The sequence below is a fragment of the Pseudomonas sp. FW306-02-D09B genome, from assembly GCF_058782685.1.
This window is the reverse complement of sequence record NZ_JBYSXY010000020.1, coordinates 62,388-77,762: the sequence shown is the minus strand read 5'-3', so window position 1 is coordinate 77,762 and position 15,375 is coordinate 62,388. Positions and strand designations below refer to the sequence as shown.

The 15,375-nt window shown below is 57.4% G+C and carries 10 protein-coding genes, 1 other RNA gene and 2 pseudogenes; 3 read left to right on the top strand and 10 right to left on the bottom strand.

Annotated features, from left to right (window positions below; translation table 11 throughout):
• The first annotated feature begins 107 nt into the window (after positions 1–107).
• Positions 108–1,970, top strand: coding sequence for a hypothetical protein (locus tag AC3WK5_RS25770; RefSeq protein WP_103320304.1), 1,863 nt, complete (start codon positions 108–110; stop codon positions 1,968–1,970).
• A 162-nt stretch (positions 1,971–2,132) separates the two neighbouring features.
• Here AC3WK5_RS25770 and AC3WK5_RS25765 read toward each other — a convergent pair.
• From AC3WK5_RS25765 to AC3WK5_RS25755, 3 genes and pseudogenes are all read right to left on the bottom strand, one after another.
• Positions 2,133–2,300: pseudogene (locus AC3WK5_RS25765) on the bottom strand (IS4 family transposase); the annotation flags it as partial.
• Positions 2,301–2,416: 116 nt separating this feature from the next.
• Positions 2,417–3,769 (bottom strand): OprD family outer membrane porin, encoded by a 1,353-nt coding sequence (locus tag AC3WK5_RS25760; RefSeq protein WP_103320306.1) that lies wholly within the window; start codon positions 3,767–3,769, stop codon positions 2,417–2,419.
• 435 nt (positions 3,770–4,204) lie between these two features.
• A complete protein-coding gene (locus AC3WK5_RS25755) occupies positions 4,205–4,351 on the bottom strand; it encodes a hypothetical protein (RefSeq protein ID WP_158248930.1) in 147 nt (48 codons plus the stop codon).
• Positions 4,352–4,411: 60 nt separating this feature from the next.
• Here AC3WK5_RS25755 and AC3WK5_RS25750 point away from each other — a divergent pair.
• Together AC3WK5_RS25750 and AC3WK5_RS25745 are read left to right on the top strand one after the other, a co-directional pair.
• Positions 4,412–4,582: pseudogene (locus AC3WK5_RS25750) on the top strand (cupin domain-containing protein); the annotation flags it as partial.
• A 259-nt stretch (positions 4,583–4,841) separates the two neighbouring features.
• Positions 4,842–6,206 (top strand): ArnT family glycosyltransferase, encoded by a 1,365-nt coding sequence (locus tag AC3WK5_RS25745; RefSeq protein ID WP_103322132.1) that lies wholly within the window; start codon positions 4,842–4,844, stop codon positions 6,204–6,206.
• A 560-nt stretch (positions 6,207–6,766) separates the two neighbouring features.
• On the opposite strand, the gene ssrA is transcribed toward AC3WK5_RS25745, so the two are convergent.
• The 7 genes from ssrA to AC3WK5_RS25710 form a co-directional block, all read right to left on the bottom strand.
• Positions 6,767–7,160: a transfer-messenger RNA gene (gene ssrA / locus AC3WK5_RS25740) on the bottom strand.
• Positions 7,161–7,253: 93 nt separating this feature from the next.
• Positions 7,254–7,529, bottom strand: coding sequence for a PA2433 domain-containing protein (locus tag AC3WK5_RS25735; RefSeq protein ID WP_103318571.1), 276 nt, complete (start codon positions 7,527–7,529; stop codon positions 7,254–7,256).
• A 164-nt stretch (positions 7,530–7,693) separates the two neighbouring features.
• Positions 7,694–10,504 (bottom strand): FAD-binding and (Fe-S)-binding domain-containing protein, encoded by a 2,811-nt coding sequence (locus AC3WK5_RS25730; protein ID WP_103318574.1) that lies wholly within the window; start codon positions 10,502–10,504, stop codon positions 7,694–7,696.
• Entirely contained in the window at positions 10,501–11,172 is a 672-nt protein-coding gene (locus AC3WK5_RS25725) for a LutC/YkgG family protein (RefSeq protein ID WP_103318576.1), read from the bottom strand. The genes AC3WK5_RS25730 and AC3WK5_RS25725 overlap by 4 nt, the downstream gene beginning before the upstream one ends.
• A complete protein-coding gene (locus tag AC3WK5_RS25720; RefSeq protein ID WP_103318579.1) occupies positions 11,172–12,626 on the bottom strand; it encodes a LutB/LldF family L-lactate oxidation iron-sulfur protein in 1,455 nt (484 codons plus the stop codon). Before AC3WK5_RS25720 ends, AC3WK5_RS25725 begins: the two co-directional genes overlap by 1 nt.
• Positions 12,623–13,447: a (Fe-S)-binding protein gene (locus AC3WK5_RS25715; RefSeq protein ID WP_054594080.1), complete on the bottom strand. Its 825-nt coding sequence runs from the start codon at positions 13,445–13,447 to the stop codon at positions 12,623–12,625. The genes AC3WK5_RS25720 and AC3WK5_RS25715 overlap by 4 nt, the downstream gene beginning before the upstream one ends.
• A gap of 150 nt (positions 13,448–13,597) precedes the next feature.
• The gene (locus AC3WK5_RS25710) at positions 13,598–15,286 is read right to left on the bottom strand and encodes a lactate permease LctP family transporter (protein WP_103318581.1); all 1,689 of its coding nucleotides are present in this window, start codon (positions 15,284–15,286) and stop codon (positions 13,598–13,600) included.
• Positions 15,287–15,375 lie beyond the last annotated feature (89 nt).

The window sequence follows — 15,375 nt, the reverse complement described above, 5'->3', positions numbered from 1 at the left end:
AGTGAAGTAATACGGGTTAAAAGTTCCTGTCGACGTCTTTGCACCGAACAGCGCGTTTTTACACGTCTATGCAACAAGCCCATTAAGCATGTGCCAGAGAGACAAATATGAAGAATTCAAAACGAAGCCGAAACTGGCCCATCTTTGCCGCAGTCCTGTTGTCAACCAGCATCGCCGCCTGGACGGCGTCGGCGGTTCAGGCGGAGGCCCGGGCACCAAGCCCTGCCGGGCTTATGCGCGAGGCACAACGCCTGAGCAGCGAGGAGTCATTGGCGGAGGCCACGGTCGCAGCCCGGGCGGCTATGGAGGCTGGTCGCAAGGGCAGCGCCCTGGATTTCACCGAGCTAGATGCGGGCGTCCTGCTCGTCAACCTGTTGCACAAGCAGGGGAGATACGACGAGGCCCGGAAAGCCGCCGAAGAGCAGATTGCGTATTGGGAGCAGAAAGCAGCATCTGCCGGGTCGACGGGCAGGCGCGACAGCCGCAGCACGAACATGCTTGGCCTGGCAATCGAAGCAAGCATGATGGCGGGTGAAAGAGCAGAGGTCGCACGCCTGCAGGAAAAGCTATTCGCGGTCGCGAGCCCCGATCCCGGTCTATGGCGCTTGTCGCTGGACGAACCGCGCTTGCATTACGAGCTGGCTGACTTCTCGATGCCACTAATGCTGGGACAGTGGAAGCTGACGGAGTTTGAGCCAGCAAAGAAACGGGATTTCATCACCCGCGTCCTCTATACACAGGTGTTGGCAGACAGCCACCTAAGCGCCGAGATTTCGCTGTCCTATGACGAAACACAACGCAAGCAGAGCGCCGCACAACGGCAGGAATGGGGCAAGTCCTATCAGGGACAGCATGAGGCACAGGCGCTTGCATCGGCAATGCCCGATCTCCCCTTCGACGGCCTGACATCCGTCAAACTAGGGAGGCAAGAGGAGTGTGACGGCGAGCAATGCGTCAATGTTCATTGGATAGCGTTAAACGGCGACTGGCGCATGGACATCAATGTGATTTTCAGATCGCGAGACGAGGCCCAGGCAGTTGAGCAAGTGCGCAAGTTGTTCGCGGCGCTGAAATGGCAAAGCGCGCCACCGCTGTTCCGTGAGCGCACGATAGTCGAGCAGATCCAAGACATGGATTCGTACTGGAATGTTCCTGGCGGCTGGTCCAAGGCTGCTGAACTGGCAGAGCAGGCGCTGCCCGATGCCTTTTTCTCAGAGGAAATTGCGCGCGTGCAGACCTATATCGGCGTGTCGCAGTACCGGCGCGGCGCTCTGGATGCCGCCCGTCGCTCGCTGGGTTTGGCCGTGCCTGCCTGGGAGATTGGCTTTACCGATGAAAGCCTCTATCGCACTGCGCTAGATTATGCAGCGGATATCGCTTACCGCCAGGGCAGAGGTCACGACGCCGTCGCACTGAACCGAAGGCTCATCGAATGGCAGGAAAGCGATGCTACGCTGGGCTGGACAATACCGAAGGATGAAAATGCCTTGGTCAACCGCCGGAAAGACATGCGTCTGCCCTTGCGTGTGGGCGACTACCGCCTGAGATTGGACACAGAAAGTCGTTTCTACTACGAAAATTTGCAAACAGGGGCGCAACTTGGCCTCACAGTGGGCATGGCTCAGTCATCTGACGAGGAGCTTGAGCCGTTGCTGCGCTCCTTCATGGCGGAAAAGTTGGGGCTGCAAGCCGGAGAAATGCGCAGGACGAAGTTTTCGCCCAAATCGGCCGAACATGGAGAGCCGCAGGCAACCGGCCGCAGATGGGAGTTCGATGTGACGAAGCTGCCTGACGATAAAGGCGCCTCTGACAAGGACCCTGTCACCGGTGTCCTGCGGGAAACACCCGTGAAGATGGCGTTCTGGATCGTGGACCGCAAGGACCTGCGGTCGTTGCTAAGGGCACCCATCATGGCCGGTGGCCAAACCAGGACCGAGGCGAATCAGATTGCGCAAGCGTTGTCATGGTAGGGCAGAACGACGTGCCGTCAGCCGTTGAAGATCTGGAGTCGGTAGGCTTCTAGGCTTCTACTTTGAGTCGAAGACCTTCAGCAATTCGTCCAGGAAGGACTCAATCGGCTCGTCATGTCGAACGGGATGCCGGACAGCCATGTGAAAGTTGGTGTGGTGGCTTATTTGCTCGGGGGGGATTGGGAGTAAGCGACGACGCCGGAGGGTTGCCTGCGTAGAAAGGTCCAACACCGATGCCACCCATTCGACAGGAATATTTTGAGTAAAGGTACTCAGATCAGAAAAGTTGAAGAGGTCGCCGAGGTCGAGCAGATGCTGCTGAACAAACATAAAAAATCCGATGCCAGAGATCTGGCATCGGATTTTCGGGGAAGCCCTGCTGAGACTCAAATACTTAAGTGAACAGCATTACGCCAAGTGCGGGCTTTTTTTGTACTAGTCAGTGCTTACCAAAGCGGTACGACATAACTCACGTAGAGCCGGTTTTCATCCTGCTTGGTCTGGCCCGTCAGGCTAGGGTTGGCCTGGGCGTTTTTCCAGGTCACGCCCAGTCCCTTCAACTTGCCATCAGGCACCTGGTAGCTCAGCGCCAAGTCGCGCTCCCATTCGCTGTCGCCGCCTTTAGTTACTTTGATCTTATCGCCGTGCGCGTAGGTGGCCAGAAAGCCAAGGCCTTTGATGCCCAACTGACCGAAGTCGTATTTGTACTGAGCCATCCAGGTTTCTTCGCCAGCATGCTGGAATTTGTTCAGTTGCAGGTTGGTCAGTGCCGGTGTATCAGCGCCGGCGCCAGGACCTTGTCGGGCATCGCCACTGTTAAGCCCGGAGTCCAGGTAAGGGAAGTCACTGTTACCGGTGTTTTTCTGGGCCCCCAAGCCAATGGTGTGGCCCGCCAGGCTGTAGCTTTCCATCAAACTGATAGTGGACTGGTTAATACGCCCCTTGGTCAAGCCGTCACCGTAAGAGCCCGCGGTGGCAAAGTCGCTGTCACCATTCGCGTTGCCGCCTACGCCCAAGCTGCGGTAGGCGCGGAAATCACTGAGGAGGCTACCGACCGGCAGCGCGCTGGTGTGCTTGGCGCCGATGAAGGCCTGTTGGTAGTAGTCCTGAAGATTGGAGTACCACAGGCTTAAGGTGGTGTCGGCAAGGCCTGTAAAGTCAGCACCTCCATAGAGGAAGCGGTCGCTGAGTTTCGCACCGCCGCCAGTGGTCATGTCACTGTCGTTGCTTTCATTGCGAATTTTCGTCCGGACGATGTCGCCACCCGTGAAGGTGAAGTCGGACAGGTCTTTCGACACCAGTTGCACGCCGGTGTTGGTCTGGTGGTACAGACGCCCATCGGTGTTGGCCAGCATCGGGTTATTTTGGCTGAGCATACCAACGCGCAACTCATCCTTGAGGAAGCGCATCTTGAAGGTCGGGCTCAAGACACTAAAGTCATTGGCGGATTTCCCATCATCCAGCGGGAACATGCTGCCGGGATAACGACTCTGGTGATCCTTGTTATTCAGGTCACCACCAGAGTCGAGCTTGAGGCCGTAAAAGGCCTCAAGATCCAGGCCGATACCCACAGCACCGTCGGTATAACCGGAGCGGAAATTGAACTGAAAACCCTGTCCCCAGTCGCGGTAACTCTTGGCCTTGGCGGTGCTGCCCACCACGTCACGGCCTTGTTGATTGAGGTAGCGGTTGAGCAGGGTCAAGTCGGCATGGCTGTCGTCGATGAAGTCCGCATGGGCAGGCAACATCGCGCCTCCCAGCAAAGCGCCAACGAGGGATACGGCTAGTTTCTTGATCATCATGGATCTCGTTCACAGGGTAATTCACCCTGCCGACGGACTTGTTCATCCAAGGCAATCCTTTACCCATGCATCGGCAGTTTTGCAGCGCTGATGTCAAGCATTTGAATCGCTGCAATATTTTGAAACGCATTAAGGGCTTCGAATATGACAATTCGGTTACGCGATCTTTAGATGTTCGTTGCATTGACCTGCATATAAAAAAGGCGCTGAAGAAGAAAACGAAGTGTGTCCCCGATGGAGTTCAGTTAGGACGTAGCCAGGAAACAGGTTTGGACAGCGCCGCGAATGACGCTGGTGGAGTTGCGGGAATCGATCATTTCTTTTGCTGACCAGGTCTGGCATCGCGAAGAGCGTGGCGTAACCAATTTCAAATGCAGTGGTTTATGAGTCGAGGCGTAGCCTTACTTGCTCGCATTCGGGGGACGGAGGATATCAAGGGGGGAGGTGGGGAAGGCTGGCAAGCTGAAAATCGTTTTCAAGCTGGGCCTGATCCAGGTTGAGTATCGCGAGGTTGATCCGCAGGCTCGGAATGGGAAACAACGTCATGCCGCGTTTCTGGCAGAGTTGCTTGCGCAACAAGCTAGAACCCCAGATGCAACAAAGCCCGCACTAGGCGGGCTTTGTTGATGCTTTGTTTGGTGGGCCGGGGTCCTGTCGGGGCGCGTGCGGATTCAGTTCGAGACCGGCGAATCCCTCGGCATCGGTTGCCGCGAAACAGCCTATTTCAATAGCTCAATTGGTCATATCTATCTGGCGGAAGGCGAGGAGGGGGCAGTTGCTGAAGTGATGGTAGTGATGTCGGAGTCATGAGGTTGTCGGAGTCAGTTAAAACCAACTTCTTAAACACCCTGAGCCTTCACGTTGTTAGAGTTTATCTGTAAAAAAACAAGGCCTGTAATGGAATGTGTACACCTTTTTAAGTGCTGTTCAGCTCGCGTTCAGAAAGCGCACGCATCTGGATAGTTTGAATAAATAGACTGTACTGCTTTTAACAACTCTTTACTTTTGCAATCTGGATGGCCCAAAAACAACATGGTAGCCTGCGCGTTTTCAGGGGCGGTAGGGTCACATGAAACGGTTAAAGGAAGTGGCTGTAAATAAGCCATGCTCATTTATTTTCATAATGGCATTTGTTATATTGGCTGTTCTGCAATATAAGCCTGCCGTGCTCAATTACACCACGCGCTTTGTCGACTTTGCCCAGTATATGTTGCAGCATGGGATTACGCTGTTTCCAATCGCTGATGATCTGCAGCCATACCCTGATTATACGGTGCTCAACACGCTCCTCGTGTATCTGGTTTCCTTGCCGTTTGGCCGTGTATCCATCCTTTCGATGGGTTTCCCTTTTTGTGTTGCCGCCGCCTTGATGCTGGTGTTTATTTACAAGCTGGGTGCGCTGCATGAAAAAAAATGGGGTGCCTATGGTGTTGTGTTTGCTCTGTTCACTTGGTCATTCTTGGACGGCGTAAACTCCTTGGCGCTGGATGTATACCCTGCACTTTTTACCGTGATGTGCTTCTACCTGGCCTATTCGGGAGAGATGCATAAACAACGTTTTCGGTTGCTACTGGTACTCGCGGGGCTTGCGCTGGGCTTTGCATTTCGTGGCCCTATTGGCCTGATCGGCCCTGCCAGTGTAGTTGCCTCCTATTATCTGTTAAGCCGGCAGTGGCGCATGCTGGTGGTGTTCTCCTTGTTCGCGGGCCTCGTCCTGGCCACAGGTATTGCAGTGCTGGCATGGGCTGCCTACGTACAAGGTGGTGACGCCTTTCTACAAGAGGTCTTGATCATGCAGGGGTTGGGGCGGTTTGGCAGTGATCACGCGCCCCGTTATTACTTCTATTTCTCTGCAGGCTTGCTGACCTATGGCGTAACCGCTTTTATTGCTTTGAGCGTCATCATCAAGACGGGTAAGTACTTTTTTGAGCGTTCAGTTCATCCGACCACGAACATGCTCTTGTATCTCACGGGCTGGCTCCTTGTGGTAGTCGTGCTGTTCACGATTCCAAGCTCTAAAAAGGCGCGTTATGTACTTTCAATTACCCCCGCCATTTCCTTGTTGGCTGCCTACATTTTTGTAGATCGCAGCCAACTATTTGCAAGCGCCAGAGATAAGCTGTTGGGCTTTTGCTTGAACTTGCCAGTTATTGGGCTGGGGCTGTTGCTGCTTGTATTTGCATATGGTTTTTATGCTGTGACTCCTCTTCGGCCAAACTATTTCGGTGCGTTCCTGGGGTTGATTTCCCTTGTTGCAGTTCGGCCCTGGATGGAGTCGAATTTCTGCGCGCATCCACATCGTGAGTTTGTGATTTTTTCTTTTGGTGCTATCGCTTTCCTTATATTGGATATGTTTTTCTTTAACTCTATTACTTACAATTTGGAGTTGGCCAATGAGCCGACACCAAAGTTTCTGCCTTATTGGTTTTGGTGAGGTGTGCGGTCAGATGGGTTGAGTTACAACAACTTCAACTTTCGTTTGGCAACCAACAAGGCACTGATGCTAAGGGCGGCCGCGAGTATTAGATAAAAGCTGTGGAAAAGAGGGCAAATTTATTTTTGACGGGTGTCCCCGATGGAGTTCGGCTAGGACGTAGCCAAGGAAGTAGGCTTGGACAGCACCGCGAGTGATGCCAGTGAAGTTGCAGGCAACGATCATTTTTTTGCTGACTGGGTCTAGCATCGCGAAGAGCACGGCGTTGCTGGTTTCAAATGCGGTGGCTTGCGAGTCGAGGCGTAGCCGTACCTGCTCACATTCGGGTCGCGGAGGATATCAAGGTGGAGGCTGGCAAGCTGAAAGTCGTTTTCAAGCATGGCCTGATCCGGGTTGAGTATCGCGAGGTTGAGCTGCTGGCACGGATTGGAAAACAACGTAATGCCGCGTTCCGGGCCGGCTTTCAACAAAGAGTGCTTGCGCAACAAGCTAGAAGCCCCAAACCCCCAAACCCAGACGCAACAAAGCCCGCACTAGGCGGGCTTTGTTGATGCTTCGTTTGGTGGAGCCGGGGGGATTTGAACCCCCGTCCGCCAGTACTCCGCTGTCGGTACTACATGCGTAGCCGTGTCTATTAAGTTAACCCTCAGCGACCCGACGGGCAGGGTGCTTTGGGCGAGTTGTGTAAGTTTTAGCCGCTTCGTCCACAACGTACTGCACGGCGATTCTGTTCTATATGACAATCACTTTGGGTTTACAGACATCCCCTGATGATTGCTGGACCCGAAGGTACCAGGAGGGAAGGGCTAAGGCTGCTTACGCAGCGAGAGCGTATTCCCCGTAGGTTTCGTCATTGGCAACTATAGGAAGTTGCAACAGTGGATTTACGAGTTCTGTTACCAACTCGGCATGCACCTAAAGTTTCGCAACCGGCGTCGAATCCTAAACGGCCCCGAACCTGCTGTGTGTAACCAGCAGGTGAACACAGTGTACGCCAATGCGTGGAGCGAGTCGACCTTCTGTCCACGCTTGCGTATCAGAGGCGGATTACTGGCTGTTCTTGTGGCTTTGGACGGACTGCAGCGCTTGCTGCGTCAGGGCTACGCATTCCCGGTCGTTTTTCGCGTCATAGGCGGATTTGGCTTGCTGGAGTTTGCTCGTGGCGTCGCTTTGTGTGGCGGCATCGAGCTTGGTCGCATTGGCCAGTTCGCTGGTGAGTGTTTGAAGATTCCTTGCGCACATATCGCTCTCGTTTGAGGCAAAGGCGTGGGAGGTTGTCAGTGTCGCGCAGATAAGCAGTCCGGCCAGGGCGGATCGCTTCATGGGGTTTCTCCTTGAACAGCGTCGGGAAGCAAGGGGCTTGGGCTTAACAGATAGACTGTGGCGGCGCACAAGGGTTCTTGTGGTGTAGGAAAAATAGCGTTGTATTTCGTCGGCAGGAGAGTACAGCAAAGGGGCCGAGTGCCCCTTGCTGGATAGCGTCGATTTCAGACCGTTTTGGCTTGGGTCACCCGGTCTACCAGGTAAACCAGCCCGTGGTAGTCGATCCCGCCATGCTGGCTCAGGCCGATTTCACAGGTACGACTGGTGGAGATGCCTTCGCTGCAATGCTGCACGGCGTCTTTCAATGTGCGCAGTGAGTGAGCGTTCAGCTCGGGCGTGGTGAAGCCCTTGTCGCCGGCAAACCCGCAGCAGTGAATGCCTTCCGGAATCACCACGTTCTTACTGCAACGTCGCGCCAGATCGATCAACGCCTGGCTCTCGCCGAGGTGCTGAGTGCTGCAGGTCACGTGCACCGCAATCGGCGCTTCCTGGGGCGTGAAGTCCAGTCGGTCGATCAAATGCGTGCGAATGAAGCGCACCGGGTCGTACAGGTCCAGGCGCACATCGCCGAGGTCTTGCACCAGGCGCAAGGTGCAGGGGCTGGTGTCGCAATAGATCGGGTCGAGCCCGCCGCGGCTGGCGTGCAGCAGCGCACCGATCAGTTCCTGGCGTTTGTGTTCGGCTTGTTCGGCATAGCCCTTGGAGGCGAATGGCTGACCGCAGCAGAGGTTGTCCTGATTGTCCGGCGAAACTACCTGGTAGCCAGCCTTTTCCAGCAGGCCACGGGTCTTGTCGTAGAGTGACATTTGCTCCTTGTCTCCCGCCGCCGGACCCATGACCCGCGACACGCACGCCGCCAGATAGACCACGCGCGGGCGCTCGTCGGTCACCGTCGGGCTGAAGCGAATCGCTCGTTCCGGTTGCGGCATGGCGTTGGTCCACTGCGGGATTTGCCCTTTCGACAGCCTGGTCAGCGCAGCAGAAATCTTCGTCAGCCGCGGCGCACCCAGCAGCATCCGCGCACCGTTGGCCACGTGCAGCGTGAAGCGCGCACCTTGCAGCGCGGTGGCGAAATTTCCTTCGAGCCAGTTGGCGGTTTTCGTCCGGGTTGCCGTGTGGCTACGGAGTTTTTTCACCAGTTCGCCGGTGTTGATTCCCACCGGGCAGCGTTGTGCACAGAGGCCGGTGGCGGCGCAGGTGTCGAGGCCTTGATATTGATAAGCCTCTTCCAGCGCCGAGGTGTCGACGCCAGCGCGTTTTTTCGCCTGAATGTCACGCCAGATCACGATGCGCTGGCGCGGGCTCAAGGTCAGGCCTTTTGACGGGCAGACCGGTTCGCAGAAGCCGCATTCGGTGCACTTATCCACAATCTCGTCGGCGGCCGGTAGCGGTTTCAGGTGCTTGAGGTGGATCTGCGGATCTTCGCTGAGCACCACGTCCGGGTTAAGAATCCCGTTCGGGTCGAGCAGGCGCTTGAGCTGCCACATCAACTGATAGGCATCGCTGCCCCATTCCAGTTCGACGAAGGGCGCCATGTTGCGTCCGGTGCCGTGTTCGGCTTTCAGCGAGCCGCCAAACTCGACGGCGACCAATTGCGCCACGTCGTCCATGAACGCCTGGTAGCGTGCGACTTCTTCCGGGCTGTTGAAGCCTTGGTTGAAGACGAAGTGCAGATTGCCTTCCAGCGCATGGCCGAAAAGGATTGCTTCGTCGTAGTGATGTTTGTCGAACAGCTCGATCAAACGGTTCACACCAGCCGCCAGTTCTTCCACCGGGAAGGTCACGTCTTCGATGATCACCGTGGTGCCGGTTTTGCGCACCGCACCGACAGCGGGGAAGGTGTCTTTGCGGATCGCCCACAGCTTGGCGTTTTCTGCCGGGTCTTGCGTGAAGTCGACCTGTTTCTCCACCGGGAACGCGGCCAGTGAATTCATGATCTGCGCCAGCTGTTCGTGCAACAACGCAGTTGATGCAGCGCGGGATTCGATCAGCAAGGCGCAGGCGTTGGCCGACAGTTGCTGGACGAAGGCCGGCATTCCGGGTTTGTCCTGCACCGAGCGCAGGCTGCGACGGTCGAGCAATTCCACGGCCGAGACCGGTTGGGTTTTCAGCACCGTCACGGCGTTGCAGCAGGTTTCGGCATCCGGAAAGACGATCAGCGCCGAGGCTTTGTTCGGATGTTCGATCACCGTGTCGTAGGTCACTGCGCTGATAAACCCCAGCGTGCCTTCGGAGCCCACCAGCAAGTGGCTCAAGATATCCACAGGTTCGTCGAAATCCACCAAGGCATTGAGCGACAGGCCGGTGGTATTTTTCAGACGGTATTTGTGGCGAATCCTTGCGGCCAATTCGGCATTGGCGCGGGTCTCGCGGCCCAAGGTCGCCAGACGCTCCAGCAACTCGGAATGACTGCTGCGAAATGCCGCGACACTGGTGGCGTCCTCGGTGTCGAGTCGGCTGCCATCTGCCAGTACCAGGCGAATGCCGGCCAGCGTGTGGTAGGTATTTTGCGCGGTACCGCAGCACATGCCGCTGGCATTGTTGGCGACGATGCCGCCGATTTTACAGGCATTGATTGACGCCGGATCGGGGCCGATCTTGCGCCCAAACGGTGCCAGCCAAGCATTCGCCTGTGCGCCGATCACGCCCGGTTGCAGACGGATTTGTGTGCCCTGACTGCGGATCTCGCGACCGTTCCAGTTGTCGCCAAGGACGATCAACACCGAGTCGCTGATGGCCTGGCCAGAGAGACTGGTGCCAGCGGCGCGAAAGGTCACCGGGACCCGATCACGCTGAGCCAGTTTCAGCAGGGCAACCACCTCGTCTTCAGACTCGACGCGAATCACCAGTTTCGGGATCAGCCGATAGAAGCTCGCGTCAGTGCCGAAGGCCAGGGTCGAGAGCGGATCGTCGAAACGTCGCTCCTGTGGAATCAGTTGCTGCGTATCACGCAGGAAAGCCGCCGGTAGACTCATTGGTCCTCCAGGATCAGCACCACCAGGTCTTTCGGGCCGTGGGCGCCGTAAGCCAGGACTTGCTCGATGTCGGCGGTTTTCGACGGGCCGGATACCAGCAAGGCGTTAGTCGGCATGCCTTGGGCCCACTCGTACTCTTGTTGCACCTGATAAAAGTTGTCGCGAATTTCACTGGCCTTGAGCAGGGCGAAATGCACCGGCGGCACCAGGCTCATCAGCCGTGGTTCTTCGCGGGTCGGCCAGATGATCAAGCTGCCGGTGGCGGCGATCGCTCCGAGGGTGGTAGTCAGGCTGGCAGGGGTGTCGTTGAACAGTTCCGCCTTCCACTCTTCCACCGGACGGTCGTAGGCCTTGAGTGTGGGCAGCTCGGGATTGTTCGCCCAGTGCTGCGTGACACGTTGACCGTGCGGTGTAGTCGGTGCGATCAGCAGGCTCGGCAACTGTCGGTCGCGCAGCAATTGCGCGAGCAACTCGGGCCAGCCTCGCTCGCTGGTCAGGTGTATTTCAGTGTGCACCGCTTCCATCAGTTTGCGCAGTTGCGGGATGCGTTGCTCTGGGCTGTAGGTGTAAGGCTCGGTCACCAGTGCTTCGTCGAAATTGTCAGGCACTGGCGTAGTGCCGGTCAGGCTGTTGCGCAGTTTGGCGAGGATGTTTTGCTTGGCGCTCATCAGCGATCTCCCTGTTTGGCCAGATGCTCGCGGGCCATGTCGTGCAGTGAACGAGCGGCAGGTTTCGGCGCACTGTGGTTTTGTGTCCACGGGCCAATGTTGTTTGGCGTGAGGGCGCGCAGGCGAGTGGCGAAAAAGCCGAACAGCCGATACAGCGTCGGCGAGCTGTTGAGCTTGGCCCAGGCGTTCCAGATGAAGCGCTCTTTGCGCGAGTACTTGCTGCCTTGGCCGCGCATCACTTGATGAGGGCTGTCTGGGGCTTTGACGTTTTCTTCGCGTAGGCGGCGCAGCAGTGCCGGGATCGGAATTTTTACCGGGCAGACTTCACCGCAGGCACCGCACAGCGACGAAGCGCTCGGGTGGTCCGGGACTTTTGCCAGGCCAACCATGTGCGGCGTGATGATCTTGCCGATCGGACCCGGGTAAACCTCGCCATAGGCATGGCCACCGATGCGTGTGTAGACCGGGCAATGGTTCATGCAGGCGCCGCAGCGAATGCAGTTCAGCGTTTGGCGCAGTTCGCTGTCGGCAAAGGCCTGGCTGCGACCGTTGTCGAGCAACACCAGGTGCACTTCTTGCGGGCCGTCGAGTTCATGTTCCTTGCGCGGGGCGGAGATCATGTTGACGTAAGTGGTGATTGGCTGACCGAGGGCCGAGCGTGTCAGCAAGGAGAGCAGGGGGACAACGTCGCGCAGGTTTTCGACGACTTTCTCGATCCCGGTGACGGCGATGTGTACCGGCGGCACGGTGGTCGACATGCGGCCGTTGCCTTCGTTTTCCACCAGCAGCAGGGTGCCGGTTTCGGCCACGGCGAAGTTGACGCCGGAGACGCCGATGTCCGCTTCGAAGAATTTCTGCCGCAAGACCTTGCGACCGATCTGAATGAGTTGGTCAACGTCCTTGGTGTATTCCACGCCAAGTTTGTCGTGGAACAAGGACGCGACCTGACCGGCATTCTTGTGGATCGCCGGCATAATAATGTGTGAAGGCTTCTCGTGGTCGAGCTGGACGATGAACTCGCCCATGTCCGACTCAAGGCATTCAACGCCTTGTTCAGCGAGGACATGGTTCATCTCCATCTCTTCGCTGACCATCGATTTGCCCTTGATCACTTGCCGCGCCTCGTGAGCACGGATGATCGACAAGACGATGCCATTGGCCTCGTCCACCGTTTCCGCCCAGTGCACTGTCACACCGTTGCGGGTCAGGTTCTGTTCCAGTTGCTCGAGCAGGTCGGGCAACTTGGATAACGCGCGGGCACGAATAGCATTGCCCAGTGCGCGTAAGTGTTCTCGCTCGAAGGCATCGCTGAACGACGCTGCCCGCTTTGCCATCAGTGAATCCATTGCACTGCGAAAGTTGTTTCGCAGTTGCTTGTCACCCAACGCCTCGTGAGCCCGGGTGCGAAAATCTTCTTCAACCGCCACCGTTGGAATCAGCGTGGAAGTGCTCATTTCGCACCTCCGGTACGCTGCCAGAGGAAGCTGGCCAGATGTTGGCCGCGTAACGCTTCGTTCTGTTTTTCCAGCGAGCCGTTGATGTTCATCAAACAGCCGCAGTCGGCACTCAGCACCGTGTGTGCGCCGGATTCCTTCAGGGCTTTGGTCTTGTCAGCGACCATTGCACCGGAAATGTCTGGCATTCGGACGCTGAATGTCCCACCAAAGCCACAGCATTCACTTTCGTGATCGTGGTCGACCCGCTTCACGTTGCTCAGCTGCGACAACAACTCGCGACCATGCAAGTGGGTGTTCATCTCCCGCCGTGCCGAGCACGAGGTGTGCAACGCCACTTTGACCGGCTTGCCGCTGTCCTTGAGCTGCACCTTGCAGACGAACAGCAGAAACTCGGCCAGCTCATAAGTCCGTGCTGCAAGGGCCTGGACCTGTTTCAAGGTGTCCGGCTCGTCCTTGAACAAGTCGGCGTAATGTTCGCGCAGCATGCCTGCGCAGGAGCCCGAAGGCACCACCACTGGATAATCCCCGGCAAACAGCGCCAGTTGCGAGCGCGCTACGGTCCGGGCCTGTTCGGTGTAACCCGAGGTGTAGGCCGGTTGTCCGCAGCAGCTTTGCCCTTGCGGGTACTCCACGCGAATGCCTTCGCGTTCGAGCAAGTGAATCGCGTCCATCCCGGCTTCGGGATAAAACAGGTCGACCACACACGTGCCGAACAGGTAGACCCGCTGCGGTTTCTCGCTGGGGTACTGGCGCGGTTCAGGCAGTGGCGGGGCGACACGGGTCGCGTTCGGCACAGCGTTGTAAAAAAGCTCGCTCATCAGGCGTGTCTCCGGGTGGGCCCGGTTATCCGTCCGCTGAGGCTGCTGACTATAAAGCGGGAAGCTTTCAGCTGCCTTGCAGACCGGGTGGTGAGTCGCTGACGCCGGAGTTAAAGTCCGGCGTCGGTTCTTTCTGTGTTGCTCGTAGTCTTAGTGCACCAGCATGCCGGTAAACCAGTAGGCCTGGGCCAGTGTGATCAGGCCGACGATAGTGGCAAAGAATAGGCTGTGCTTGAGGGTGAAGCGGAACAGGTCGGATTCCTTGCCCACCAGGCCGGTCGCGGCGCAGGCCACGGCGATCGATTGTGGCGAGATCATCTTGCCGGTCACGCCACCACTGGTGTTCGCTGCCACCAACAGCACGTCGTTGACGCCGATCTGGTGTGCGGTGGTTGCTTGCAGCGAGCTGAACAGCGCGTTGGACGAGGTGTCCGAACCGGTCAGGAACACGCCCAGCCAGCCAAGGAATGGCGAGAAGAACGGGAAGGCCGCGCCGGTGGCTGCCAGTACCAGCGCCATGGTCGATGACATGCCCGAATAGTTGGTGACGAAGGCGAAGGCCAGCACCATGCCGATCGACAAAATAGGCCAGCGCAGTTCAAAGAAGGTTTCTTTAAAAGTGGTAAGACCAATTTTGAAATTGATCTTCAAGATCAGCATCGAGATCAGTGCGGAGAAGAAAATCGCCGTGCCGGTCGCCGAAATCGGATCAAGTTTGAACACTGCAGGAATCGCAGTCGGGGCGGCTACGATCGGGGCCGTCTTGATCACCAGTTGGTCCAGGTGCGGGATGGCGAAGTTGAACACCCAGCTGTACATCGAACCGCCGGCGGCGAACATTGCCTTGAAGGGCTTGAGGGTCCAAATGGTCACCAACGCGGTGAGGATCAGGAACGGCGACCAGGCCTTGAAGATCTCGCCGAAGCTGTACGGCGAAGGCTGGGTCGTACGCGGTTGACCGAAGCCGCCGGCGCTTCTCACCGTTGCGGCACCGACGCTGGCGGTCGCTTCGGCGAACGAGCGCTTGGGCTGCCAGACCTTGAGGAACAGGGTCAGGGAAACCAGGCTGACCAGTGCCGAGGTGATGTCGGGCAGCTCCGGGCCAATGAAGTTCGAGGTGAAGAACTGGGTCACGGCAAAGCTCAAGCCCGCCACCAACGCTGCCGGCCAGGTCTCTTTGACGCCGCGCAGCCCGTCCATCATGAACACCAGCCAGAACGGCACGAACACTGACAGCAGTGGCAGTTGGCGACCCGCCATGGCGCCGATCTTGAACGCGTCGATACCGGTTACTTGCCCGGCCACGATGATCGGAATCCCCAGTGCGCCGAAGGCTACCGGCGCAGTGTTGGCAATCAGGCACAGGCCGGCGGCGTACAGCGGGTTGAATCCCAGTCCTACCAGCAGCGCGGCGGTAATCGCTACCGGTGCGCCGAATCCGGCGGCACCTTCCAGGAACGCGCCGAAGCAAAAGCCGATCAGCAGCACTTGCAGGCGTTGGTCGTCGGTAATCGACAGCACCGAGCTGCGGATCACTTCGAACTGGCCGCTCTTGACCGTCAGTTTGTAGAGGAACACTGCGGCCACGATGATCCAGGCAATCGGCCACAGCCCGTAGGCAAACCCGTAGCCCGCCGCGGCGAAGGCCATGTCGACAGGCATCTGGAAGGCAAAGATCGCCACCAGAATCGACAGCGCCAGGGTGATGCTCCCGGCGACGTGTCCTTTGAGGCGAAACACGGCCAAAGCGAGGAAGAAAAATACGATGGGGATAACGGCCGCGAGTGCGGACAAGCCGAGGCTGCCGAGCGGGCTGTAGAGCTGTTGCCAGGTTTGCATATGGGGTGGCCCCTAATTGTTGTTGGTCAGGCACTGGTCAGCGTTCTTGGTTAATTGGTAATACCAATTTACAATCGCTGTTGGCTAGG

Bases quoted from the DNA above. Each gene is read 5' to 3' on its own strand.
- AC3WK5_RS25720 (WP_103318579.1), bottom strand. From the start codon at position 12,626: ATGAGCACTTCCACGCTGATTCCAACGGTGGCGGTTGAAGAAGATTTT.
- AC3WK5_RS25715 (WP_054594080.1), bottom strand. From the start codon at position 13,447: ATGAGCGAGCTTTTTTACAACGCTGTGCCGAACGCGACCCGTGTCGCC.
- AC3WK5_RS25760 (WP_103320306.1), bottom strand. From the start codon at position 3,769: ATGATCAAGAAACTAGCCGTATCCCTCGTTGGCGCTTTGCTGGGAGGC.
- AC3WK5_RS25735 (WP_103318571.1), bottom strand. From the start codon at position 7,529: ATGAAGCGATCCGCCCTGGCCGGACTGCTTATCTGCGCGACACTGACA.
- AC3WK5_RS25730 (WP_103318574.1), bottom strand. From the start codon at position 10,504: ATGAGTCTACCGGCGGCTTTCCTGCGTGATACGCAGCAACTGATTCCA.
- AC3WK5_RS25770 (WP_103320304.1), top strand. From the start codon at position 108: ATGAAGAATTCAAAACGAAGCCGAAACTGGCCCATCTTTGCCGCAGTC.
- AC3WK5_RS25710 (WP_103318581.1), bottom strand. From the start codon at position 15,286: ATGCAAACCTGGCAACAGCTCTACAGCCCGCTCGGCAGCCTCGGCTTG.
- AC3WK5_RS25745 (WP_103322132.1), top strand. From the start codon at position 4,842: ATGAAACGGTTAAAGGAAGTGGCTGTAAATAAGCCATGCTCATTTATT.
- AC3WK5_RS25725 (WP_103318576.1), bottom strand. From the start codon at position 11,172: ATGAGCGCCAAGCAAAACATCCTCGCCAAACTGCGCAACAGCCTGACC.